Origin of the sequence: Aristaeella lactis (genome assembly GCF_018118585.1) — a bacterium.
Taxonomy (GTDB): Bacteria; Bacillota; Clostridia; order Christensenellales; family Aristaeellaceae; genus Aristaeella; species Aristaeella lactis.
Genome location: NZ_CP069421.1, coordinates 1,558,630 through 1,581,907 on the forward strand (window position 1 = coordinate 1,558,630; position 23,278 = coordinate 1,581,907).

22 protein-coding genes are annotated in these 23,278 nt (G+C 53.6%); all 22 read right to left on the reverse strand.

Translation table 11 applies throughout. The features are described from left to right. Window positions 1-5 precede the first annotated feature (5 nt). The 22 genes from JYE50_RS07275 to JYE50_RS07380 all read right to left on the reverse strand — a co-directional run bounded on the left by JYE50_RS07275 (window position 6) and on the right by JYE50_RS07380 (window position 23,169). Window positions 6-1,565 (reverse strand): tyrosine-protein kinase domain-containing protein, encoded by a 1,560-nt coding sequence (locus JYE50_RS07275; RefSeq protein ID WP_084096777.1) that lies wholly within the window; start codon window positions 1,563-1,565, stop codon window positions 6-8. A gap of 47 nt (window positions 1,566-1,612) precedes the next feature. Then, window positions 1,613-2,128, reverse strand: coding sequence for a transcription termination/antitermination protein NusG (nusG, locus tag JYE50_RS07280; RefSeq protein WP_143763674.1), 516 nt, complete (start codon window positions 2,126-2,128; stop codon window positions 1,613-1,615). A 402-nt stretch (window positions 2,129-2,530) separates the two neighbouring features. Beyond that, on the reverse strand, window positions 2,531-5,512 hold the full coding sequence (locus JYE50_RS07285; RefSeq protein ID WP_179138416.1) for a glycoside hydrolase family 2 TIM barrel-domain containing protein: 2,982 nt from the start codon (window positions 5,510-5,512) through the stop codon (window positions 2,531-2,533). A 26-nt stretch (window positions 5,513-5,538) separates the two neighbouring features. Beyond that, entirely contained in the window at window positions 5,539-6,672 is a 1,134-nt protein-coding gene (locus JYE50_RS07290; RefSeq protein WP_084096872.1) for a pectin acetylesterase-family hydrolase, read from the reverse strand. A 12-nt stretch (window positions 6,673-6,684) separates the two neighbouring features. Beyond that, complete coding sequence (locus JYE50_RS07295) at window positions 6,685-8,406, reverse strand: ABC transporter ATP-binding protein (protein WP_084096774.1); 1,722 nt, start codon at window positions 8,404-8,406, stop codon at window positions 6,685-6,687. Next, a complete protein-coding gene (locus tag JYE50_RS07300) occupies window positions 8,403-10,091 on the reverse strand; it encodes an ABC transporter ATP-binding protein (RefSeq protein ID WP_179138415.1) in 1,689 nt (562 codons plus the stop codon). Before JYE50_RS07300 ends, JYE50_RS07295 begins: the two co-directional genes overlap by 4 nt. A gap of 262 nt (window positions 10,092-10,353) precedes the next feature. Next, on the reverse strand, window positions 10,354-10,890 hold the full coding sequence (locus JYE50_RS07305; RefSeq protein ID WP_084096772.1) for a TetR/AcrR family transcriptional regulator: 537 nt from the start codon (window positions 10,888-10,890) through the stop codon (window positions 10,354-10,356). Between the two features lie 256 nt (window positions 10,891-11,146). Next, window positions 11,147-12,895, reverse strand: a complete 1,749-nt coding sequence (locus JYE50_RS07310) for an NADH-dependent [FeFe] hydrogenase, group A6 (protein WP_084096771.1) — start codon at window positions 12,893-12,895, stop codon at window positions 11,147-11,149. A 23-nt stretch (window positions 12,896-12,918) separates the two neighbouring features. Then, window positions 12,919-14,715 carry an NADH-quinone oxidoreductase subunit NuoF gene (gene nuoF, locus JYE50_RS07315; RefSeq protein WP_084096770.1) on the reverse strand — a complete coding sequence of 599 codons (1,797 nt, stop codon included), beginning with the start codon at window positions 14,713-14,715 and terminating at the stop codon, window positions 12,919-12,921. Window positions 14,716-14,742: 27 nt separating this feature from the next. After that, the gene (locus tag JYE50_RS07320; protein WP_084096769.1) at window positions 14,743-15,111 is read right to left on the reverse strand and encodes a (2Fe-2S) ferredoxin domain-containing protein; all 369 of its coding nucleotides are present in this window, start codon (window positions 15,109-15,111) and stop codon (window positions 14,743-14,745) included. After that, window positions 15,108-15,677, reverse strand: coding sequence for an ATP-binding protein (locus JYE50_RS07325; protein WP_283399246.1), 570 nt, complete (start codon window positions 15,675-15,677; stop codon window positions 15,108-15,110). The genes JYE50_RS07320 and JYE50_RS07325 overlap by 4 nt, the downstream gene beginning before the upstream one ends. Further along, a complete protein-coding gene (gene nuoE, locus JYE50_RS07330; RefSeq protein ID WP_084096768.1) occupies window positions 15,658-16,128 on the reverse strand; it encodes an NADH-quinone oxidoreductase subunit NuoE in 471 nt (156 codons plus the stop codon). Before nuoE ends, JYE50_RS07325 begins: the two co-directional genes overlap by 20 nt. A 335-nt stretch (window positions 16,129-16,463) precedes the next feature. Then, window positions 16,464-17,168, reverse strand: a complete 705-nt coding sequence (locus tag JYE50_RS07335; protein WP_084096767.1) for a PHP domain-containing protein — start codon at window positions 17,166-17,168, stop codon at window positions 16,464-16,466. Between the two features lie 2 nt (window positions 17,169-17,170). Then, window positions 17,171-17,524 (reverse strand): hypothetical protein, encoded by a 354-nt coding sequence (locus tag JYE50_RS07340; RefSeq protein ID WP_084096766.1) that lies wholly within the window; start codon window positions 17,522-17,524, stop codon window positions 17,171-17,173. A gap of 64 nt (window positions 17,525-17,588) precedes the next feature. Further along, window positions 17,589-17,939 carry a four helix bundle protein gene (locus JYE50_RS07345; RefSeq protein WP_084096765.1) on the reverse strand — a complete coding sequence of 117 codons (351 nt, stop codon included), beginning with the start codon at window positions 17,937-17,939 and terminating at the stop codon, window positions 17,589-17,591. A gap of 94 nt (window positions 17,940-18,033) precedes the next feature. Further along, window positions 18,034-19,329 carry a [Fe-Fe] hydrogenase large subunit C-terminal domain-containing protein gene (locus tag JYE50_RS07350; RefSeq protein WP_084096764.1) on the reverse strand — a complete coding sequence of 432 codons (1,296 nt, stop codon included), beginning with the start codon at window positions 19,327-19,329 and terminating at the stop codon, window positions 18,034-18,036. A gap of 60 nt (window positions 19,330-19,389) precedes the next feature. Then, the gene (locus tag JYE50_RS07355; protein WP_084096763.1) at window positions 19,390-19,818 is read right to left on the reverse strand and encodes an ATP-binding protein; all 429 of its coding nucleotides are present in this window, start codon (window positions 19,816-19,818) and stop codon (window positions 19,390-19,392) included. A 3-nt stretch (window positions 19,819-19,821) separates the two neighbouring features. Next, a complete protein-coding gene (locus JYE50_RS07360) occupies window positions 19,822-20,196 on the reverse strand; it encodes a DRTGG domain-containing protein (protein WP_366212447.1) in 375 nt (124 codons plus the stop codon). Between the two features lie 87 nt (window positions 20,197-20,283). Next, complete coding sequence (locus tag JYE50_RS07365; protein ID WP_084096762.1) at window positions 20,284-21,063, reverse strand: DUF6062 family protein; 780 nt, start codon at window positions 21,061-21,063, stop codon at window positions 20,284-20,286. A gap of 84 nt (window positions 21,064-21,147) precedes the next feature. Next, window positions 21,148-21,603 carry a deoxycytidylate deaminase gene (locus JYE50_RS07370; protein WP_084096761.1) on the reverse strand — a complete coding sequence of 152 codons (456 nt, stop codon included), beginning with the start codon at window positions 21,601-21,603 and terminating at the stop codon, window positions 21,148-21,150. A 139-nt stretch (window positions 21,604-21,742) separates the two neighbouring features. Beyond that, the gene (locus JYE50_RS07375; RefSeq protein ID WP_084096760.1) at window positions 21,743-22,324 is read right to left on the reverse strand and encodes a TetR/AcrR family transcriptional regulator; all 582 of its coding nucleotides are present in this window, start codon (window positions 22,322-22,324) and stop codon (window positions 21,743-21,745) included. Beyond that, a complete protein-coding gene (locus tag JYE50_RS07380; RefSeq protein ID WP_084096759.1) occupies window positions 22,324-23,169 on the reverse strand; it encodes an EFR1 family ferrodoxin in 846 nt (281 codons plus the stop codon). The genes JYE50_RS07375 and JYE50_RS07380 overlap by 1 nt, the downstream gene beginning before the upstream one ends. Window positions 23,170-23,278: the final 109 nt, after the last annotated feature.

Sequence of the window (23,278 nt, forward strand, 5' to 3'; positions counted from 1 at the left end):
GGCAGTCAGTTTCCTTTTTTGATCCGGACAGGATGCCTGCCCGCTTTTGTTTCCTGTTTCCCGTATCCGTTCTTCCCGCCGTAGTAGTAGGAATAGCCGCTTTTGCCAATCCGGCTCACAGCAGTCTTATTCAGGATGCATCCCAGCACCGGTGTTCCCGTCCGGCGGAGCAGCCGGACCGCTTCCTTCAGGGCCTTCCCGTGGGTCCTGTTGTATTCGAGCACCAGGAGGCTTCCGTCGCACCGGCGGGATATTTCAGCCGCGTCAACCACCACGCCCAGGGGCGGAGTATCCACGATCACAAAATCATAATCCCTGCCGACCGTTGCCATCAGACTGTCAAACTCCGCCGATGTCAGAAGCGCCAGGGGCGTTTTGATACTGGCGCCGTCAGGCAGCAGGTCCAGCCCCGGGATGTTTGTATGATAGATGGCGTCCTCCAGCGCGCACTGGCCCGACAGCAGGTGTGCCAGTCCGGTAGGCTGACCGCCGAAATGAATATCATATTTCTCCTTCATCACCGACAGGCGCAGGTCAGCGTCGATCAGCAGGACACGCGCGCCGCGGCGGGTCATGCCGATGGCGATCTGGATGGTGGCAAAGGTTTTCCCTTCATTGGCACCGCAGCTGCTGACCAGTACCCGCTTCAGGTTTTTGCCTGTAAACGACATGCTCGAGCAGACGGCGTTGATGGCTTCTTCGCCGGCGTAATCCAGCTTCAGGTTTCCGCGGAATACCGCCTGGTGTTTCCCGTCAGCAAACGCCGGATTCCGCGGCATGTCCGCGCCCAGTTCTGCCGCGTTCCGCTCCATGTTCTGGCGGGTTACAGCGCCGAACACGGGCAGGTCCACCGCCTTTGTGATGTCTTCCCCGGACCGGATCCGGTCATCCAGGAGAATGATAAACAGGAAGATCAGCATGATCCCCAACCCGCCGAGCACCGCGCCTTTCGCAATCGTGGCATTCACGTTGGGATAGATGGGTTTGATCGGCGTCCGGGCTTTTTCAAGGATCTGCGGCTTGCGCAGTTCCATCTTGTTGGCTATATAATCCTGAACCACTTCAGCGTAAGTGTCCGCCAGCAGTTTTGCCTCTTCGGGAACAGATGATTTGACGTAGATGTAAAGCAGGTGGGATCCGCTGGGGTTGCTGACTGAAACCATTTTTTCCAGCTGTGAATAGCTGTAGTCCAGGTCCAGCCTTTCATCCACCATCTCATGGACATGCCAGATTTTGAACACTTCCTGGTAGTCTGTAGCCAGTGTGGAACCCAGCTGCAGGTCTGAAAGGGAAATCGTCGTATCTGATCCTGCGATATAGATCTTGGAGGTTGCCTGGTAAACAGGAGTCACAAGGCGTGTCACGTAAAACCAGGCGATAAGCGCTCCGATCAGCGCCGCCAGGACGATCCAGTGAATCTTCTCCAGCAGGCGGAACAGCACAGAGACCCAATCTATTCCGGAATAGTACTCCTGGGCGGGCCCTTCGGCTGCCGGGGCTGTATTCCGTACAGAAATGCCGGTCATTTCTTCCGTCAGTCCTGTGATCTTCTCTTTATTCTTCATCAGTTTTCTCTCCTGGTTTATCAAGCTATCTGACACTCTGTTTCTTTTTATTTACTTTCCGGTTCCACTATTTCATATTCAACCCAGGTCTTCACCAGCTGCCGGGCGAAGGGAATCTCAATCTGCATCCGCGAAAGCCGCCGTTCCACCTTCAGGATCCTGGCGGTTACACCGCTGAACGCACCTCCGGTCATCCGGATCATCTGTCCTTCCCGGTAAACCGGCGTTTTTCCGATCACGCCGTCCTTTTCCAGCAGCATCATCGCAAACTGTTCGTCCGGTCCGGTCAGCTCATATTCTCCCGCTGTACTCGACAGGCACCGGATTACTCCCTGCACGGAATGCAGCAGTGAAATGTCCGCTTTATCCTCATAATAGAGGAAAACATATCCCGGCATCAGGTCATTGACCCGGTCTCTTGTCCCGCCGCCTTTAGCCCAGGTATGCTGAATCTGTTTCGGACATAATGCCCTGCAGCCGGTCATTTCGCTGACTGCCCGGGAAATGTAACCGGTCTTGTTCGTTTCACAAAATAGGCAGTAAGTAAACATATTTCCTTTCATGGCATAGCTCCGCCGCGCGGCCTGAAATTTCAGGCTGCCGCACAAAAAACTGTGACAGAATGCTTCCGCGGTCCAGCAAGCGTCATTGGTCCCGTTTCAGCACTCTTTTGCGGGTTTCTGATTTCTCATTACAAATTTTCGATTATCACATTATGCTATGATAATTGACAACCCATTATACCCAAAAAACGATGATATTACAATAAAATTAGTGTATTCTTTCGAATACACTGCTTGAAAAATATAGGTTTTTACAGTTTTTGTCCGTTCTTTTTATTCATTAATTTCAGTCATCAGATTAATAGTTACATATTTTCATTTCATTCAGCATGTCTTGGTTACATGATTTCACATTATATACATCCTCATGTAAAAAATCAAACATAAATTTCGTTTTTCTTCCTAAACAGTTTCTCCGAAAACATCGTCCGCGTGCACGCTTTCTTTTCTGATCAGAAAGGAAAAATGATAGTCTCTCGTCATGGGATACTGGTATGGAGCCCCGGCAATCGGTCCGCAGCTTCCGCTTCCGATCCCGGCCTGGAACATGGAAACAGCCGCATAGGTACCGCTGCGAACGGCATCCTCCCTGTGACGCATCGGGATCAGTTCCCTGTCGGAATAGGGTTTGATCCCCAGTTCGAACGCGTTTTCAACCGCCTCAAATATGTATGCCTTCCGCCCATCCGAGAGCGCGGCAAGTCTCGTGTCTGCCCGGTTTCCGGATTCCTGCGGGCGGATATAAGGCTCAACCATATCAGACACGCGGCATTCCACATGTGCAACAGGTGCATGCTCCTTCATATCAGCATAGCTCTCACTGCTGCGGCCGTAGTAGGATACCAGGTCATATGCTTCTTCCAGGCGGAACGCCTTGGCATATCGGGGGAGCAGTGCCCTGCCCCTCACCGGATGGAGCGTACACCGGACAAGGACGCCCTCTTCTGTGCCGATATAGGCTGTTGTTTCCTCAAAGCGCAGCTTTCCGCAGGCAAGCTCCTTCCTGACCTCGATCCGTCCGTCTTCCCTGTCGATGCCGGTAATCTTCTCCTCTGTGTGATAGAATTGCTGAACATTCAGGGCCTGTGGAATCATTCCCAGAAGCGGCGCGTCATTGTCCGTAGCCGCCCGGTAAAGCAGTGTATCCTCCTGCGCTGAGTTCAGCACGCCGAATGAAACACGGCCCTGTTCATCCACGGCAAAATCCTTTGGAAGCGCTGCTCTTTTCAGCTCACCGGCTTTTCGGAAGCACTCGTTCAGAATAAGCTGCTCAACGGACGCAGTCCTTCCTGTGAGCGTATCCACCGTCTCTGTATCGATGAAAAAGTCGGTTTCGCTGTCATGCTCCGGCAGCGGAATGGAAATAACTGTTTTGCTGAGAGGGGGCACGGAATAAGCTTCTTCGTGGAAGATCGCTCCGTCCGCAGAGAAACGCAGCAGATACCTGCTTCCGTCAGAAAAAGCGGTTGTATTGAAGACCTCAAAGCGGTTCTGCCCGCAATAGCTGACCCGGATCGGCCGGTAAACGAACCGGATATGCTTCGCGCCGGAAGACGGTGTCCTGTCCGGGAAAAAGAGCCCGTCGACGCAGAAATTCCCGTCGTGCATATACTCGCCGTGATCGCCGCCGTATGTATAGCTCCCGTCCCCGTGCCGAACCGCGTGGTCATTCATCTCCCACACGCAGCCTCCCAGCAGGTTGTCATAGGCATAGATCTCTTTCCAGTAGTTCTCCGCGCTGCCCGGACCAAGTCCCATGGCATGGGCATACTCGCAAAGGAAATACGGCCTGTCCAGAAACGCGCGCTGTTTATGCGTGCCCTCCCCGATCCTGTGCAGGTCTTCAGACGGAGGATACATCTGGCTTGCCACATCGTAAGCGATCTTTTTGGAGTGTACCGCTCCTTCATAATGAATCGGGAGTCCGGAACGGGATTTGAGGAAAGCCGCCATCTCATCCTGGCAGGCATATCCGCCGGATTCGTTTCCCAGGCTCCACATGATAATGGAAGGATGGTTTTTGTCCCGTTCGAACATCTGTTCAGCCCGTTTTACATAGTGTGATGCCCATTTACGGTCTTTGCTGATCCGGCTGAAGTCGGGCGGAAATGTCATTGTCTGGGCGCCGTGCGTCTCAATGTCCGCCTCGTCGATGATGTAAAGTCCCAGTTCGTCCGCCAGTTCCAGAAGCAGCGGATCCGGCGGATAGTGGGACGTTCGGATAGTGTTAATGTTATATTCCTTGCACAGCTCAGCGTCCCTCACGATCTCTGCTGCGGTCATCGTATAGCCGGCATCTGGCGTGGTATCGTGATGGTTGACTCCCTTGAGCTTCAGCAGATGACCGTTCAGCTTAAAGAGATTTCCCTCAATGCTGACGCGCCTGAATCCCACCTTTGTGCTGACCGCGCAGCTTTCAGTTTCCAGCAGCAGCTCGTAAAGAACGGGATATTCGGCGTTCCACTCCACGGGCTCAAGGCCTTCAAAGCTGACTGCGCCGGACTCTTCCCCGCTGATCGCAAGCGTCGCTTCTTTTTCAATACCCGGACCTTTCAGCGAGATCCGGCAGGATGCGCTGCCAATGCCCTGCACCCTGATCTCTGCGCGATACCTTCCCTGGGTATAATAAGGAGTGAAAGAGAAATCGAAAATATCGGTTTCATCGCAGAGGAACAAAAGAACGTCCCGGAAAATACCGTTATTCCGGAACATATCCTGGCACTCCAGGTATGTTCCGGTGCACCAGCGGTGGACAACACAGACAAGCTCATTCGCGCCCTCCGTAAGGAAGGGGATCAGGTCGAACTCACAGGTGTTGTGGCTCCCTTCGGAATAGCCGACATAAGAGCCATTCAGGTACAGGTCAATGCAGCTGGCCACGCCCAGGAAAGAAATAATAGCTTTCCCGGGCTTGTCCGTTATATGGATAAAACGGCGGTACACACCGACAGAATTGTACTCATCTTCCGGCGTGATCCAATGCAGTCCCGGTTTGACGTCTGCACCCGTCGTGAAGAAAATCCTGCCTGCTTTTTCAGTCGTGGGGATCACAGGCGGCCTGAACGGAAACTGGTATCTGGTATTTAGATAGAACGGCTTTGCATAACCGGTAAACTGCCAGCAGGACGGCACCTGTACCCGGTCAAACGCCAGATCGTCCGTATCCAGCACTGCGGGCAGTTCCTTCGGATCCCGGATAAAGCAGAAATCCCATTCGCCGTTCAGCACTTCAACCTTGTCAGAGCGGTATCTCTTTTCCCTGGTCTCAATTCCCTCCATCCGTTCCTTACGGCTGAAGGGGATAAAATAGCTTCTGGATGGCAGGGTATTGTCCTGAATCATATCAAAGTTATGATAATTCTCAGTGTTCAATACATATTTCATGTTCCGGTCCTCCGCCTTGATGGTGCTCAGGTCAGCAGATCCCTGCCGATCTGCGTGGTTTTCCCGTCGATCACGTTCCGGACCCACTGCAGACCGGTGCATCCTTCGCGCTCAAAGCGCATGAACTCGGGAATCCAGAGGCAGCAGTGGGAAGTCGCCCCGTTGGACTCAACCGGCCGCCCTTTGATATCGTTGAAGTTGTAATTGTACAGGAAATAGCTGATGTCGGGAATGGAAGCGGACAGGCGGTTCACCGTACCACAGATGATGCGCTCCATGCGTTCCCCGGCCTCCGGAGGCCAGCCCATCTCTTTTTTCGTGTCGATAAAATTCTGGTACCGCATCAGGACGCCGTCACGCAGGGAGATCACATAGCCGATCTTTACCCTTCCCTTTTGATGCGCGTAAAGATACTCCAGCCCGTCAGCCACCGGATCGTCGCTATGAAGCGCCGCGCTGATGGATTCAGGCACCTGCCAGAGTGTTTTAGCACATTCCTTCAGATCCAGATCGATCGCAGCTCCGTCCACAATGCAGGTACAGTCCCTGCAGTCGGGAAAGCGTTCCAGAACATCATTTCCCACAAGAGCCGTACCGAAGCCGCCCGCGCTGCTGCCCAGCACAACCAGCTTCTCCGGATGCGGGCAAAACTGCCTGGCGAAATCAATGCACAGATGCAGATTGATATTCCCGTGAGCGTAGAAGGTTCGTTCCTTCCCTTCCGTATCAGTATAGGTAAACGTTCCTGTCCCTCCGTGGAAATCGCCGGTGGCATAGGGTACACACAGGAGGCTCCAGCCGTAAAAGGGACTCTTTTTGCACTTCTCGTGGAACATGCTCAGCCGGGTATAGGCATCCTTGCTGGGTTTGCACCAGCTGTCATAAAAGGTTGGATTGTTCTCATCGAATGTATCACCGGATGGGCGTGCTGCCGTGTATTTGTCAAAGGCAAAGCCGCCGCCGTCAAGCATAATGAGCAGCTTGTTTTCCCGGCCCATACGAAACAACCCGTGATAGCGGCTGCCGTCGCTGCAGACAGCGCCCTCCGGATAGAACCTGAAGAGATGATCCGGCCTGGCCGTTCCGTCATAGTCATCCACCTTCTGATACCGCTTCATATCGTGCAGCAGGCAAATCCATTCCAGATATTTGAATATCATATGCTTCTCCCCTCACTGTCCGGCAAATGCCCTGAAAAAGTCATTTCTGGTCTTTAATTCGTCAACGGTTCCCTCATCCTCAACGGTTCCGTTACGCATCACGATCACATGATGTGCTTCAGCTACCGTACGATAGTTGTGCGCCACGATGATGGCTGTTCTGCCCTGTATAAGGGCCCGGATGCCTGTCCTGATCTTTTCCTCTGTCACAGGGTCCAGATTGGCAGTGGCTTCGTCCAGGATCAGATAGTCCGGATTCTTCAGCATAGCCCTGGCAATGGCAATACGCTGCTGTTCGCCTCCGGAGAGTTTTTCTCCGTTGAAGCCGACGTTGAAGTCGAGTCCTCCCTCATGGGAGGCGATCAGATCCTCCAGGCAGGCCAGGGAAATAACAGCCCCCAGTTCCTCCTCCTTAACATCCCTGACGCCATAGCAGATATTGTCACGGATGCTCCCTTCAAAAAGGCCGGCGTTCTGGCTGACGACGCCGAAGCGGTCACGCCAGGCACGCAGGGACACCTCGTTTCCGGCCTCACCGATCCGGATGTTTCCGCCGTAATCCGGATACAGGCGGTTCAGCAGACGCAGTACTGTCGTTTTGCCGCTGCCGTTCGGGCCGACAATGGCTGTAATCTTTCCTTTGGGGATATGCGTACTGATGCTGTGGATGACTTCCCTGTCGTTGTAGCCAAAGGAGACCTTATCCATGCACAGGTCCCCGGCTGCCGTAAACTCACTTTGCCCCCGGTCAGGATCTTCCTCCTGCTCCTCCAGGATGGAGACGATCTTTTTGCTGCCGCCCTTTGTAGCCGAGAACACGGATGGGAACTGTGCGAAGAACTGAAACACCAGCACCAGGTTGTTGCCGTAAGCGTAGAACGCTGCCAGCGTCGCACCGGATTGAACGCGGCTGCTCCGGATAAGCATGCTGCCAATCAGAAAAGCAACGGTAAACAGAACGAAGATCAGAAAGGTCTGGCCGAACTGCACAAGGGTATTGGCCATGGCGTTATATTTGTCCGCCTCGTAGCGTTCCTCAATACAGCGAAGGCTGGCTGCATTCTCCTTTTCCTCGCTGTTCATGGCCTTGATGAAACGGATTCTGCCGAAACGTTCTGCGAGAAAAGCGGTAAAAGCGGACAGTTTTCCGGCTACATATACAGCCCCCCGCTCACTGAAGCGGGCGGAGAAAAGCATAATACCAATGGTGACGATAAAGCCGATGAGCAGATACGGCGTCAGTTCTGCAACAGCCGCCTCACCCGCCAGAACAATCGGAAGGAAAGCCAGCAGCGTAAAAATGAGCTGAAGCAGCTTAAAGGGCAGATAGGAATATTCAGGGTCTGAGGTGACACGGCTTAAGACCCGGTTGGGACTCTCCCGGTCATAGTAGCTGTACGGAAGCCGCATGGTTTTCTTCCAGATCTTTTTCCGGACTCCTGCCGCCAGCTCCACAAAGCCGAGATCAGCCACCACGCTGGCGTAGGAAAACACATAGCCGAGGATACACATCAGCGCATAGGTGACAATGGGTGAAAAATCCTTGAATTTACCGACAGAGATCGCAGCCACAGTGTCAGCCTGCGATGCGACAATCAGTGTACCGACCAGGTACAGCAATGATCCGAGCAATGTACGGAGAACGGGCAGCTTAACGTCTTTATAGAGGGTCTTTAATGGTTTTTTCGTCCTGATTGTGACGTTTTCCATCGCAAGACTGGACTTGTTCTTCATTGTTTCGCCCCCTCTCCGGCCGACAGCAGACGCTGGTATTCCGGACAGCTGTTCTTTAATTCTTCATGGGTTCCACAGCCCGTAACCCGGCCCTTGTTGAGAACCAGGATCGTGTCCGCGTCCTGCACGGTGGAAAGATCGTGCGCAACAATGATCCTTGTCTTTCCTGCCGCGTACCGGTCGATCAGCGCGGCAATACGTCTGGAGCCTTCATAATCCAGCGCGCTCGTGGCCTCGTCCGCAAGAACCATTTTAGCCCCGGACAGAAGCATTCTGGCCACGGCCAGCCTCTGTCTCTGTCCGCCGGAGAGCTTCGATGCTCCCGGCCCGACCTCGTAGTCCAGGCCGCCGTTCACCTCGACTGCCTCCAGCATATCAACTTCCTTCAGGAACCTGTTCAGCTCCTCATCGGAATGAGGAGTCCCGGATCCGTAGCAAAGAAAATCGCGCACGGTTCCGTCAAATCCCGGTGCGTTCTGCGGAAGATAGGAAAACAGGTTCCGGTAGCTGCTGATCTCAAATTCGCGTATGTCCACGCCGTCCAGTGTGATACAGCCCTGTTCCGGGCGGTAAAACTGTTCGATCAGGTTCAGCAGCGTCGATTTTCCGGCACCGCTCCCGCCCACGATGGCGAACTTGCTGCCGTTTTTCACCGTGAAGGAGACATCCGAAAGCGTTTTGTTCCCGCCGCGGGAAAAGCTGACATGTTCAAATTTCAGTTCTGCCTGCCGGACTGCCTTCTGCTCACCGCCGCAGTCCTCATCGAGCGTCAGGATTTCAGAAATGCGCAGTGTAGCGCCTTGTGCCTTCTTGCCCAGCACCCATAGGGTGAGATGGTCGGCAATATACTTCTGGTAGGTCGCGCCGAGGCCGAAGTATGCGATAAACTGGGCTGTGGAGATATCGCCGCCCAGGAGCAGAATCGCACCGGCTGTCATAATGATCAGCGTCGGCACTGCGTATAAGACATTGGCGATCAGCTGGTTGAAGGCAGCGGCCATCGTGGTCTTCTTCTGCGCGGCCTTCATCTCGTCTATAAAGCCGTCTCCGTCTGCGATCTCATCTTCGGTCTTGTTGTAAGCCTTGATGATCTCCACATGCTCCACCTTTTCAGCAAGCTTTGCTGTCAGGCGCGCAATGGCGTTCTGCAGCCTGGTCTGGCTTTTGTACGTTACGCGGCCGGACCAGAGTGCGCCGAGAACGATAACAGGAATGATCAGGATAAAGCTGAGCAGAAGCGAGCCGTTGCCCATGCGGGAAACCTTCACAAGCGTTCTTGTGAGGAAATACAGTCTTGGAATCTCAATGACCAGCAGGTCGATCAGAAAATCACTTACAAACCCGGTGTCCGTCGTGATACGGGAGATGAATTCCTTGGGATCCCGCGCCTCCGTCTCCGCAGCGGTCAGGGAAAACACCTTGCGGGAAGCCACCGCCTGAAAGTTCCGATGGATGCGGGCTTTGGCGATATAGGTAATATAGGTTGAGGCAAGTCCGCCGACAAACTCCGCCAGGGCCAGGGCAAAGAGCGTAAGGCAGATACTGACCGCCGTTTTGACCACAGGACTGTTTGCGACGGTAAATTCCAGGTCAGCCAGGCCTGCTATTTTTTCAGGGATTGTCAGCTCAATTGCAGCCCTGCCCAGATTGAACAGAAACGCAAGTACAAGGAGTGGAACAGGCAAACGGATCTGTCGGATTAAATGAATAAAGTTTTTCCAGACGGGTTGATTCTTTGTCTCTGTCATTTGAATCCCCTCAAGCATTCAGCAAAAAAATCCGCAATAAACGCCGAACAGCTTCGGCGCTTCCTGCGGATATCCTATCATATTCATTATTGAAGCAAAACCCATCCCGGTTTTATCGTACCGAAACACAGAAAAGTGTTCAATAAATGCGGATATAGTACTCCGATCGTTCTGCGGGTCACATGGTTGGAAACTGCATTTACGGCAGCAGGGAGGGTGGATCTGTTAAGTTTTCTATGATCTCCATCAGTGTGTCGATCCCCCTCCGGTAGACTTCCTCTTTGATCCGCGGCTCGCCCTGCACAGCCAGAAGGTTCTGCAGCACGCCAAAGATACCGAAAGCATGGTAAAGTGTAACAACATTGACGGAGATATCCCCGGGATCCCGCTGATGCCTGTCCGCGATCTCTTCCTGAACGATCTCACGCAGATACAGGCTGAATTCCCGCCCGAACATGCCACTGTCCAGCAGAAGCTTCAGCTCATCGCCTTCGTTCTTCAGTGAATCAAAGAATTCCCTGGTCAGCCGCCTGCCCCGAAGCTTTTCCATATATGCTTCGCTCATTTCCACAACAACATCATTAAAAAAATGATAATTGTTGTAAAACGTTGAGCGGGACACATTTGCTTCCCGGCATAACTCCCTGACAGAAATCTCAGTATAGGGTTTTGTCCGGGACAGCCGGATCAGCGCTTCACGAATTGCCTTCTTCGAGTATTCATTTCTTTGGTCCACAGGACAGCCCCCTTTTATGCCAGGTTAATCCCTTCTTGTGCTTCAGGTCCCGGAGCTCGCAGGGAGATTATGGAGCACTGTAAAATTGTACACGATTCATGCACATCCGGCAAGAAAAGGAGGCATATACCCATTTCCGGGTCTGATCTGCCTGAAAGCATATTGGGGCCACATGGCAGCTGTACGTTTGGTTTCCGATCGGCAAACAAAAAAGCAGCGCATTTTTGCAAATGCGCTGCCTGGAATAAATCCCGGATTACTTCTTGTACTTCGGGCGTGCTGTATAGTGGGTATGCAGCAGCTCGTGGGCCAGATGGCTGTTGGGCTCGCCCAGGTAGTCCTTGTACACCGCCATGATGGAGGCATTCTCGTGGGACTTCCGCTGCGGCTTGTTCGCGTCCTCGTTGTACAGGGCCGCGGCACGCAGGGTCTTGGGGTCGCATTCCATCCGCTTCTGGGCGGAAACAATGGGCTGTCCGCCGCCGGTTACGCAGCCGCCGGGGCATCCCATGACTTCGATGAAGTGGTAGGTCTTCTCGCCGCTGCGGATGCTGTCCAGCAGCTTCGCGGCATTCGCGGTGCCGTGGGCAACCGCCACGTTCACATCCAGGTCGCCAACCTTGATGGTGGCTTCCTTCACGCCTTCGATACCGCGGACGGCCGTGAAGTCGACCTTGTCCAGGGTCTCCTTGGTGACGATTTCATACACGGTACGCAGGGCAGCTTCCATAACACCGCCGGTCGCGCCGAAGATGACGCCGGCGCCGGTGCTTTCGCCCAGGACGGGATCGAAGTCTTCGTCCGGCAGGTTGGCAAAGTCAATGCCGGCTTCCTTGATCATCTTGGCCAGCTCACGGGTGGTAATGACTTCATCGACGTCCGCCAGGCCGTTATGACCCAGTTCAGGACGCTTTGCCTCGAACTTCTTGGCGGTACAGGGCATCACGGAAACAACCTTGATATCCTTGGGGTCGATGCCGACCTTCTCCGCCCAGTAGGACTTGATCATGGCGCCTTCCATCTCGTGGGGAGACTTGCAAGAAGACAGGTTCGGAATGAAGTCCGGATAGTAGGTTTCGCAGAACTTGATCCAGCCGGGAGAGCAGCTGGTGATCAGGGGCAGCACACCGCCGTTGTTCAGGCGGCCGATGAACTCGGTGCCTTCTTCCATGATCGTCAGGTCAGCAGCCCAGTCGGTATCGAACACCTTGTTGAAGCCAAGGCGGCGCAGGGCGGCAGCCATCTTGCCGGTCACGGAGGTGCCCATCGGGATGCCGAATTCTTCGCCCAGGGCGGCGCGGACCGCGGGAGCGGGCTGCACAACAACCGTCTTGGTTTCGTCGTTCAGCAGATCCCACACAGCCTTGGTGGAGTCCTTCTCATACAGGGCGCCGGTCGGGCAGGCCGCGATACACTGACCGCAGTTGATGCAGGCCACGTCGTTCAGGGGCTGTTCCCAGGCGCTGCCGATCTTGGTCTTGAAGCCGCGTCCCATGGGGCCGATCACGCCGACAGCCTGGGTGTTGTTACAGGCAGCCACGCAGCGGCGGCACAGGATGCACTTGTTGTTGTTGCGGACAATGGAGGGGCTCAGGTCATCGATGTCATACTCGTTCATCTTGCCCTTGTACTTGTCCACATCATCCACGCCCAGGTCCTGGCACATCTGCTGCAGTTCGCACTTCTGGTTGCGGGCGCAGTCCAGGCACTTCTTGTCGTGGTTGCTCAGCAGCAGCTCCAGGTTCACCCGGCGGGCTTCCCGGATCTTGGGAGTATTGGTCTTAACGTTCATGCCGTTGGCAACGGGCAGCACGCAGGCCGCGCCGAAAGCACGGGCACCGGTGTCCACGATACACATACGGCAGGCGCCGATCTGGTTGATATCCTTCAGGTAGCACAGCGTGGGGATGTTGATCCCGGCCTTTTTCGCCGCTTCCAGAACCGTCGTGCCGGCCGGAACTTCAACACTGACGCCGTCAATCGTAAGCTTAACGAGATTTTCCATTTGTGTTGTTCCTCCTCGCGCGATTATTCCTTGATGATAGCGCCGAACTTACATGTCGCCATGCAGCTTCCGCACTTGATGCACTTGTTCTGGTCGATCACGTGCTGTTCCTTGACATTGCCGGTGATCGCGTTCACCGGGCACTTGCGGGCGCAGGCGGTGCAGCCGCGGCAGGCGTCGGTGATCTTGTAGTTCAGCAGGGCCTGGCAGTGATGTGCCGGGCAGCGCTTTTCCTTGATGTGTGCTTCATACTCATCGCGGAAGTACTTGATCGTGGAAAGCACGGGGTTCGGAGCCGTCTGGCCCAGACCACACAGAGCGCTGGACTTGATGTTCTCAGCCAGGGTCTGCAGCTTTTCGATGTCGCCTTCCTCGCCCTTGCCCTGGGTGATCCGCTCCAGGATCTCCAGCATGCGGCGGGTACCGACGCGGCAGGGTGTGCACTTACCGCAGCTTTCATCAACCGTGAAGTCGAGGAAGAAGCGAGCGATGTCCACCATACAGTTGTCTTCGTCCATGACGATCATACCGCCGGAACCCATCATGGCGCCGATCTTGGTCAGGGAGTCATAGTCCACGGAGATGTCCAGCAGGCTCGCAGGGATACATCCGCCGGAAGGACCGCCGGTCTGAACAGCCTTGAACTTCTTGCCGTTCGGGCAGCCGCCGCCGATGTCTTCGATGATGGTGCGCAGCGGGATACCCATGGGGACTTCCACCAGGCCGGTGTTGTTGATCTTACCGCCCAGGGCGAAGACCTTGGTACCGGTGGAGGTGGGAATACCGATGGACTTGAACCAGTCAGCACCCTTCAGGATGATCTGCGGGATGTTGCCCAGGGTTTCAACGTTGTTGATGTTGGTGGGGCTTTCAAACAGACCCTTGATCGCCGGGAACGGGGGCTTCGGACGGGGCTCGCCGCGCTTGCCTTCAATGGAGGCCATCAGGGCGGTTTCCTCGCCGCACACGAACGCGCCGGCGCCCAGGCGGATGTGGATGTCAAAGTTGAAGTCAGTGCCGAAGATGTTGTTGCCTAGCAGGCCGTATTCATGAGCCTGTTCGATGGCCTTCTCCAGACGCTTTACAGCGATGGGGTACTCAGCACGGACGTAGATCCAGCCTTCGTCAGCACCGATGGCATAGCCGCCGATAGCCATGGCTTCCAGGATCGCGTGGGGATCGCCTTCCAGCAGGGAACGGTCCATGAACGCGCCGGGGTCGCCCTCGTCAGCGTTACAGACGAAGTACTTATGCTCCGCCTGGCTGGCACGGGCAAACTGCCACTTCTTACCGGTCGGGAAACCAGCGCCGCCGCGGCCGCGCAGACCGGAATCCAGCACTTCCTGGCAGACCTGTTCGGGGGTCATTTCAGTCAGCGCCTTGGCCAGGGCCTTGTAGCCGTCGAAGGCGATATATTCATCGATATTTTCAGGATCGATCACACCGCAGTTCCGCAGCGCGACGCGCTCCTGCTGCTTGTAGAAGCCGATCTCGCTCAGGCTCTTCTGAACGCTGCTCTCGTGGGTCTTGTGATCCACGTAGACCAGGTGCTGAACCTTGCGGCCCTTCAGCAGATGCTCGGAAACGATCTCATCCACGTCTTCAACCTTGACGCGGCTGTAGAAGGTTCCTTCGGGATAAACAATAACAACGGGACCCGCTTCGCACAGTCCGAAGCAGCCCGTGCGGACCACCTTGACTTCCTTGTCAAGGCCCTTTTCCTTCAGCTGCTCCTCGAAGCGTTCAATCAGCTTCGCGGAACCGGAAGAAGAACAGCCGGTACCGCCGCAGACCAGCACATGAGAACGATAAAGCTCCATCTGGGTTTTCCTCCTCTTTGTCGTGAATTAGTCTTTTGCGGCGCCGATGGTGTATTCTTCCACAGGCTGACCGTTAACAATGTGCTCAGCTACGATCCGCGGTACCATTTCGGGCTTCACGTGGATGTAGGTAACTTTTTCCTGGCCGGGCAGGATCACGTCCAGCATGGGCTCATAGCGGCACATACCGATGCAGCCGGTCTGGCTCACGGTCACGTGCTGCAGATTCCTCTTCTGGATTTCTTCCATAAAGGCCAGCATAACAGGGCGGGCACCGGCGGCGATACCGCAGGTGGCCATGCCGATCACGACGCGGCAGGCGTCCTTATCCTTGCGCATGTTGATGCTCTCAAGTGTCTTTGCGCGGATGGCTTCCAGATCTGCCAAAGATTTCATATCATTACACCTCCAAAGATTGAGTTGATTTCCTCGTCCAGCGCTTCCTTCAGCCAGGCGGCCACGGAAGGCTCGTTGAATGGGATATCGCTGCCCAGCGCCTGTCTGACTTCCCGCGTATCAAAGGTCCCCTCTCCTTTCGGGCTTTTGCCCTCAAAGAGGAAATCCGGAAACAGCGGATTGGTCAGCATCAGACTCAGCAATGTGCCGGAAAGGTCTCCCAGCGGAAGGCAGTCGATATTGCCGGTATCCATGGTGCAGGTCAGGGTTGTCCCTTTCCCTTCCTCACTTTCCAGCTGGAAAGTGCCCCCGGCTTTTTCGGCATTTTCCTTCATCATAGGGATTCCCAATCCCACCTTCCGGGTTGTCCGGGTGGTGGCAAAGGGGCTGGTAACCCTGGAAAGCAGCTCCGGGCTCATACCTTTGCCGTTATCGGCAAGCACCATGGTCAGCATTCCGTTCTCTTCAAGAGTCAGACGAATGGTAACCAGGCTTGCGCCGGCAGTGATGCTGTTCTGTACCAGGTCCAGCAGATGAAGACTCAGGTCACGCACGATAGGAATCAAGAATACCGGGAACCTGATCCGGTGTCAGACGGCCATATACCTCTTCTCCGATCATCATAACAGGAGCAAGGCCGCAGGCGCCCAGGCAACGGGTAGCGTTCAGTGTGAACAGTCCGTCGTCCGTGGTATCTCCGGGCTGGATCTTCAGCTCCTCAGACAGTTTTTCGATGATCTTCTGGCTTCCCTTAACGTAGCAGGCTGTGCCCAGGCACACGCCGATCACGTGTTTTCCCTTGGGTTTCAGGGAGAACTGGGAGTAGAAAGTGGAAACGCCGTAGACTTCAGACAGGGTGGTTCCCAGTCCATCCGCGATCATTTCCTGAACATCCTGCGGCACATAGCCGAAAATGTTCATGGCTTCCTGCAGGCAGGGCATCACGGCGCCGCGTTCACCCTTGTGCTTCTCGATCACTTCCTGCAGCTTTGCGTACTTTTCCTTGTTGTCAGGCATACAGTCCTTGACCTCCTTGGGATGTTTTTGAGACTTATGTAAAGGCAGACTCTGCCCATTACAGCTATCCGATTGATTTTATCATATTCGCCCTTGAAAGAAAAGGGTTTTCACCGTTGAATATCAAAACTTTTTGGTTAGTCGAAACTAATATTTCCCTTATTTTTCATAGGTTTCAGCCGCCGTCCCTCTCCAGACGCCCCGTCACATAAAGAGGGCATGCCGGATTCTTCCCCCGCACGCCCTCAAAAAATGTCCTAATATCAGACAAGTCTCCTCGTCTGTTTTCCTTTTGCCTCAGGACGGCTTTTCTGCCGCTGAACACCATTCAATCATTATGCATTTGCCTGATTTCGTCCTTCGATGAATTCAAACAACCCGCCAAGTGAAAACCGGTCAGTATCAAGCTCGCTTACTGCTTCGAGGATATCCCCCAGATGATGGGCGTCCGATGACCACAGTCTTCTCTTCCCCACGATCAGTTTTTCGTTCACAGGCAGTTCCGGCCGTACCTCAACCACCGGAAAAACCGGTTCTTCCGGAAAAAGACCCAGGTTCACCAGCAGTCCGTGACCCCGGTTGATATGGGCCGGCACCGCCGCGCCGCCGTGGTCCCGGATGATTTTCGTACACTCTGCCAGGTCCAGGTCCGTCGCACCGATCAGGAGCCGTTCCTCCACATCAACCACTTCATCGTCCGTATTCATAACCAGCTGGTTTCCGAAATAATCCGGCTTGTTTTTCATCGCCGGCAGGTGGCTGGAGAAAATCTCCCCGACCTCCACTGCCGTATCAACGTCCCGGAAATAACCCAGCAGGTGAACTTCCTCTTTGGTGGTAATCTCCATTCCCGGCAGCAGGATCAGGCCGTAATAATCCGCTGCCTCTTTCACAAATGGCAGGTTCCTGGCGGTATTATGGTCTGTCACCGCAATCGCGTCCAGTCCCTTGATGTGCGCCATGCCGCAAATATTGGCCGGCGTCATATCGTCATCCGCACATGGACTGAGACAGGAGTGAATATGAAGATCCACCCACATGCTCAGGCCTCCCGGCTCTTTCCGGGCAGTCCGGCTTCCGCCAGCCGCGCGCAGATCTCATAAGCCGTCAGCTGCGTCTGCAGCACGTTGATTCCTTCATCCTGTGCTTTTTCCAGGGAAGGTGCTTCCATCTCGATTCCTTCGGGAATGATGACTGCCGCCATTTCCATCAGGCTGGCCACAGCTATCACGTTCATATGGGTCTGCACCGTCACCCAGGCCATCCCTGCTGTCCCGTGAGCCATCACCCAGCTCAGCAGGTCACAGGTATATCCGCAGGAAACCTCCGCGCTCTTATCCGCTTCCGGCGTCATATCCTTCGCTTCGATCAGCTCACACAGTTCCTTCACTGTCATCTCTGTTTTCCTCCAAATTCACATTTATAATTCATAATTCACAATTCATAATTCATAATGATGATTACTCTTTAGCTGTTCTGATGATAGCTGACATCATCTTTAGCAGTTCCCTGCAGTCAGCAAGCATACTTTCTCCCACTTTTTCCGTAATATATCCCGTTTCCTGAAGCAGTTCGATCCAGTATTCTGTTTCGCCCGCTTCCTTCAGGGCAATCTGCATCTTCGCGATAAAATCCGCTTTACTGTGAGCGCGCGTCGCCTCTCTGACATTTGCTCCGATGCTTGTTCCGCTTCTGAGCACCTGCCTGGACAGAACGATTTCCCTTTTTTCTGTCTCAATATGCTGGCACATACGGATAATGCGAATTGCAAAAGCCTTGCTCTTATCAACAATAGGATTGTTTTCCTTCATCTCCCGCACCCTCAGCAGTAAAACACTATATCATTCTGCATTCTGAATTCTGAATTCTGCATTGCAGATGTTGATCTGGCAAAACCCCGCGCGATTATTCGCGCGTAGTTTTCGCCAGATCGACCATCTGCTGCGCCATGACCCTCAGTTGTTCCTTCATCATATGAATGCAGTCCATCTTCGTTGCGAATCCCTGCACCACGTCTTCCGCGAAAGTCCTGCACGTCGGGCTCCCGCAGCTGCCGCAGTCAAAGCCAGGCAGTTCCTTGTAGATCTTGTCGATCTTCTCCATCTTCCGCATGGCTTCCATCAGATCATCGTCCAGCTTCATGGCGGAATTGGGCAGGATGCGCATGTCGTCATACAGGGAATACTTCGTCATCATGCCGTTATCCACATTCAGTTCCGGATTCTGATCCCTGCTGGCAAGTCGCCGTACATTGGACCGGGCCACATAGTTGTTTTCAAAGTTCAGCGGTCCGCCGACACAGCCTCCGGTGCAGGCCGCGCCTTCAAAGAACTCCAGGTTCTTCAGCCTGTTGTCCTCAATTTCCTCCAGCACATGGATACAGTTTTCGATTCCGTCCACAGACATGGAGTTTTCCGGACTCACAGCATTACACTCGCCGCCGCTCCTGGCCCAGCCAACTCCCAGGTCGGAGGCAGTTTCCAGGCTGATATCAACCGGTGCGTTCCGGATCTGGCTGGATAGCAGGCCGTAGATTTCAAGCACAGAGATTGCGCCGTCCACAGAGCTCTTTGCGTGGCCGATAGGCCGGCGGATCGCCGTTACCTTGGCGGGACAGGGAGTGATAAAGAAGCAGCCGATCTCATTCTCATTCACGCCATGGGAACGGGCATACTCACGCTTTGCGATCATGGCTGCCACTTCCATCGGCTGACGCACATCCACAATATGGTCCAGCAGGTCCGGAAAGCGGACCTGAATCAGGCGTACAATGGCAGGGCATGCCGAAGAGATCACCGGCCTGGGCAGGTCGGGATTCTTCAGCCTTTCCCTGATCGCGCGCGATACCACATCCGCCCCGCGTGCCACTTCAAACGCGTCATCAAACCCCATCTGCTTCAGCCCGTTCAGCACCTGGCTGATGCTCTTCAGGTTCTGGAACTGGCCGTACAGGCTCGGTGCCGGCAGAGCAATCTTATACTTAAAGCCGCTGATGGAAGACAGCGGATCCGTTACCGCCACCTTTGCATGATAGCCGCAAACCCTGATACACTCTCCGCAGTCAATGCAGCGCTCGTCAATGATATGTGCCCGGCCGCCCCGGACACGGATCGCTTCCGTCGGGCAGCGCTTCAGGCAGTTGGTGCATCCCCTGCACTTGTCGCCTTCCAGTCTCACCGAATGAAACCGCTTCTGTTCCATAGCCAATCTCCATCATTCATTGTGCATTATGCATTGTGCATTAAGTCATTTTCACTGGCATCATAATGCCAATGAAAATGACATCGTGATCGTCGTTCCCACACCCATTTCGCTCTGTATGTCAAACTCCGTTGCGTTCCGTTTCATGTTCGGAAGGCCCATGCCGGCGCCGAAGCCCAGTGTACGTGCCTCCGCACTGGCCGTGGAAAACCCTTCCTTCATGGCCATTTCAATATCAGGGATTCCCGGTCCCACATCCTTGGAGATCAGCGTAACCTTCTCCGGGTCCACCAGCAGGGTCAGTGTGCCGCCCAGTGAATGGATCACCAGGTTCAGCTCCACCTCGTAGCAGGCGACAGAAACATGCCGCAGCACTTCCGCGCTGACACCCAGCTGCTTCAGCGTTCTTTTAATGGTTGTGGAAGCTTCTCCGGCCGTTGTATATGCCCCGGCTTCCACGGGAAAGCTTTTCTCAAGGATGTATGCCACCGCTTACTCTCCTTTCGTTACGCCCGACTTCCTCTTCGTGCCCGGCAGTCCATGGATATACAGTTCCCCGCATGCCGTGTAAGTGGTCAGCGGGCTGGAGATCAGTGTGATACCGATTTCCTCTGCCATTTCCATCATTTCCTCACTGGGCAGTTTCCCCCGCGAGAAAACAATGCAGGTAATATCCAGCATCTCCGATGTGCGGAGCACATGCGGATTGATCAGTCCTGTGATCAGCACTGTCTTTTCTTTCACAAAAGCCAGCACGTCACTCATCAGGTCCGATCCGCAGGCCGTATCCACCCGTTCATCCAGCCTGTCTCCACCAACCAGCACCTTGCCGTCCACAATCTCCATGACTTCCCGTATAGTCATCATTTTCTGTCTCCCCTTTATCTTGTCTCAGGGTTCCTGGGGTTCAAAGTATATAACATTCTGAATTCTTAATTCTGAATTCTGAATTATTTAAGCGTCTGGTGTTGGCTCTTTTCCCACGCACCATCCGCGCACCTTGTTTACGGTACGTTCCACAGCGTCCTTGCTGTTCTTCCAGCTTTCATTCTCATAGCGGTAGTCAAACTTCTTGATAAACCAGGAAATATCTTCCTGGATCCTGTCCATGTTTTCCTTTTCCATCCGGGTCAGCGTTGTCACAAAGCTGCCCAGATCCCTGGCATTCAGTTTCTGGGTGGCAACCTCCAGCAGCTGGCCCAGGTGCGGCAGGCACAGCCCCTTGCTCTTTTCAAACCGGCTGCGAAAATCCCCGTCGTTCTGATAAAGATGGAAGAAGGTATGCAGGTACCGGTTCATGTTTTCCCTGATCGTGTCGCACATCAGGCAGCTGTCCGCCATTTCGTTCACGGCCTGCGCCTGTTTCAGGATCTCATCCGTCGCCGCCTTTGTTTTTCCGCTCAGCTTGTCGCCGATCCCGGCGTTCTTCAGCAGTTCGGCGTTTTTATTCAGCTTGTCCGAGATCTTTGCCAGCTTTTCCCGGATCTCAATCGTATGGCTTTCCAGCATCAGGGCATGCCCCAGGCGGTTGCTCATGGAAAACAGCATTGCGTGATGCTTCCGGCAGAATCCCCGGTCATTCACCTTCACGCGTACATCCGGTTCCATTACGGAAGCGCCGAGATACCGTTCTGCCTCTCCCAGTTCCGTTTTTCTTTCCAGAGCGCACAGCAGGCACTCTCCGTCCAGTTTCATCGCATCCCATACGGGAATCGTGTCAATATGATACCTCAATCAATAACTCCAATCTTTCCTGACCCCATAATATCAGGCGGAAACATTTAATTCTTCATTCTTCATTCTTAATTCTTAATTGCCTTACAGTTCTTCTTCGAACCTTTCCAGCTGAACGCCTGCTTCCGCAAACAGTTCCAGCGTGAAGGGATCCGGATAGCCTTCCTTGTAGATCACCCTCCGGATACCGGAGTTGATGATCATCTTGCAGCACATGGAGCAGGGCTGGTGGGTGCAGTAGAGCGTTGCCCCGTCAATGGAGACGCCCAGTTTCGCGGCCTGTACAATGGCGTTCTGCTCCGCGTGCACCGCGTAGCAGGTTTCCATCCGCGTACCGCTGGGAATACCAAGCTTATCCCGCATGCATTCGCCCTTGTCCCGGCAGGTTTTAATGCCGGCCGGTGCGCCGTTATAGCCCGTGGTCATGATCCGCTTGTCCTTCACGATCACGCAGCCGATGCTGCGCCCCGCACGGTAACAGCTGGACCAGTCTGCGATTGTAAAGGCCATCTGCATAAACCGCTTGTCCCATTTATCCATATATTTCCCCGCCTTTGTAATTGTTATGATTGGCTCGTTTTATCCTTTTTATTATAGAAGATTGAAAACATTTGGTCAACAAAAAACAGGCCCGTCAATGGGCCTGCTTCTCAATTGCTCAGGTCGGGAGGTAAACAGTTTACACTTCAATAATCCTGTTCCAGAACCGGATCAAGTTGTCATTCAGCTTTTCTGACCGGAACCATTCGGCCCCGGTATTGTCTTCATGGTGAATAACTGCCTCAGATCCTTTGATCAGGATTCGGGCTAGCGTCTTATCATCAACATCAAGACAACTCTTTATCTTTTCATTTTCTTTCAGTCGACTCAATGCCCGGGTCAGAGGCTCTTCCATTGCCTGCAATGTCATTTCATGCAAGGCAAGCTGGATAGTCCAATGAAGCTTATCACCCTGTAACTCCGTGTAGTATTTCTCACCGGAAGTTTTGAGTTCTTCCAGTACCTTTTCTGCGATCTGCTTCGCATCCAGGGCTTCATCATCCAGAATGCTCCTGACTCTCTGCGCATACTGCTGTAGAAAAGCTTCAACCACAGCTTCAAACAGATCTTCTTTTGATGGAAAGAAATGATAAAAGCTTCCCGTAACAATATGAGCTTCTTCCAGGATCATCTTCACAGAAGTCTTTTCAAAGCCGTTCTCAAAAAACGCCTTTGTCGCAGCCTGGAGAATGGTTTCCCTTGTTTCGCCTCTTTTTGCCATTATTCTCTTTCCTTTGTCAGGTCCTTCGCTGTTATATACGGATTCATATACAGTTTGCGTTTTTCCGGAAGCCCCATCCACTTCACCAGGAACGTTTTAGTATTTGATGCGTCCAGGAGTTTCCTGTCTCCTTGAGATATATTATACCCAATTGCACGCCTGGGGCAACTCACCACGCATGCCATGCAGTTGGAACAATGATGCTGAAAAACAGGTTTTCCTTCTTCAAGGATAATGTTTTTGCAAGGGCACACTTTCCTGCACAGGCCACACGAAATGCATCCATCACTGATCGTAAAAGGATAGTCCGCATACTTCTGAAGTTCCACATACGGCGTCATAACCCTTTCTCTTTTTCTCTTTATGAACCTGCTTGCCCGGGGATACGCTCTGTCTTTCCTCAGGACTATATCCCCGGCAATCTTCTTCAGCTTTCTTTCCGTTGCCGGAACCCTGATCTTTGCTGATGGAAACGGCGGATAGACAATCGCGTAATTAGCCACACTGTGCACAAGATTGCCGTAATTGATCTGAACATCCTTCTTTTCGAGAATCTCCGCAAGTTTCTCACAGGCTATACCGCATACAAAACTCGGCATTGCTATCACAAACACATAAGCATTTGGATTGATCTTCAATTTCTCAATAAACGCTGCTGCAGGTGCGGGCATTGTCCAGTGATATACAGGGTATATAAATCCGACAATATCACAGTCCGTAGCCGGATATTCCTCTGGATTCACTTTCATTGAGATGATCTCTGTATCCTGCAGCTGTTGTGCGATCACGCGTGCTGCCCGCATGCTGTTTCCTGTTCCGGTGAAGTAATAGATTCTTCCTTTCATCGTGAGCTCCTCCATAAATAGAATATCGTTCTATTTTAGGATAAGCGGAGTTGAGAGGGTTGTCAAGAGTTTCTAGAATTTCGTTCTATTTTTTAGAACAGCTATAGAA

Excerpts from the sequence above, each read along its gene's own strand:
- JYE50_RS07275 (WP_084096777.1), bottom strand. The coding sequence starts at position 1,565 with ATGAAGAATAAAGAGAAGATCACAGGACTGACGGAAGAAATGACCGGC.
- nusG (WP_143763674.1), bottom strand. The coding sequence starts at position 2,128 with ATGAAAGGAAATATGTTTACTTACTGCCTATTTTGTGAAACGAACAAG.
- JYE50_RS07285 (WP_179138416.1), bottom strand. The coding sequence starts at position 5,512 with ATGAAATATGTATTGAACACTGAGAATTATCATAACTTTGATATGATT.
- JYE50_RS07290 (WP_084096872.1), bottom strand. The coding sequence starts at position 6,672 with ATGATATTCAAATATCTGGAATGGATTTGCCTGCTGCACGATATGAAG.
- JYE50_RS07295 (WP_084096774.1), bottom strand. The coding sequence starts at position 8,406 with ATGAAGAACAAGTCCAGTCTTGCGATGGAAAACGTCACAATCAGGACG.
- JYE50_RS07310 (WP_084096771.1), bottom strand. The coding sequence starts at position 12,895 with ATGGAAAATCTCGTTAAGCTTACGATTGACGGCGTCAGTGTTGAAGTT.
- nuoF (WP_084096770.1), bottom strand. The coding sequence starts at position 14,715 with ATGGAGCTTTATCGTTCTCATGTGCTGGTCTGCGGCGGTACCGGCTGT.
- JYE50_RS07320 (WP_084096769.1), bottom strand. The coding sequence starts at position 15,111 with ATGAAATCTTTGGCAGATCTGGAAGCCATCCGCGCAAAGACACTTGAG.
- nuoE (WP_084096768.1), bottom strand. The coding sequence starts at position 16,128 with ATGCCTGACAACAAGGAAAAGTACGCAAAGCTGCAGGAAGTGATCGAG.
- JYE50_RS07335 (WP_084096767.1), bottom strand. The coding sequence starts at position 17,168 with ATGTGGGTGGATCTTCATATTCACTCCTGTCTCAGTCCATGTGCGGAT.
- JYE50_RS07340 (WP_084096766.1), bottom strand. The coding sequence starts at position 17,524 with ATGACAGTGAAGGAACTGTGTGAGCTGATCGAAGCGAAGGATATGACG.
- JYE50_RS07345 (WP_084096765.1), bottom strand. The coding sequence starts at position 17,939 with ATGAAGGAAAACAATCCTATTGTTGATAAGAGCAAGGCTTTTGCAATT.
- JYE50_RS07350 (WP_084096764.1), bottom strand. The coding sequence starts at position 19,329 with ATGGAACAGAAGCGGTTTCATTCGGTGAGACTGGAAGGCGACAAGTGC.
- JYE50_RS07360 (WP_366212447.1), bottom strand. The coding sequence starts at position 20,196 with ATGATGACTATACGGGAAGTCATGGAGATTGTGGACGGCAAGGTGCTG.
- JYE50_RS07370 (WP_084096761.1), bottom strand. The coding sequence starts at position 21,603 with ATGGATAAATGGGACAAGCGGTTTATGCAGATGGCCTTTACAATCGCA.
- JYE50_RS07375 (WP_084096760.1), bottom strand. The coding sequence starts at position 22,324 with ATGGCAAAAAGAGGCGAAACAAGGGAAACCATTCTCCAGGCTGCGACA.
- JYE50_RS07380 (WP_084096759.1), bottom strand. The coding sequence starts at position 23,169 with ATGAAAGGAAGAATCTATTACTTCACCGGAACAGGAAACAGCATGCGG.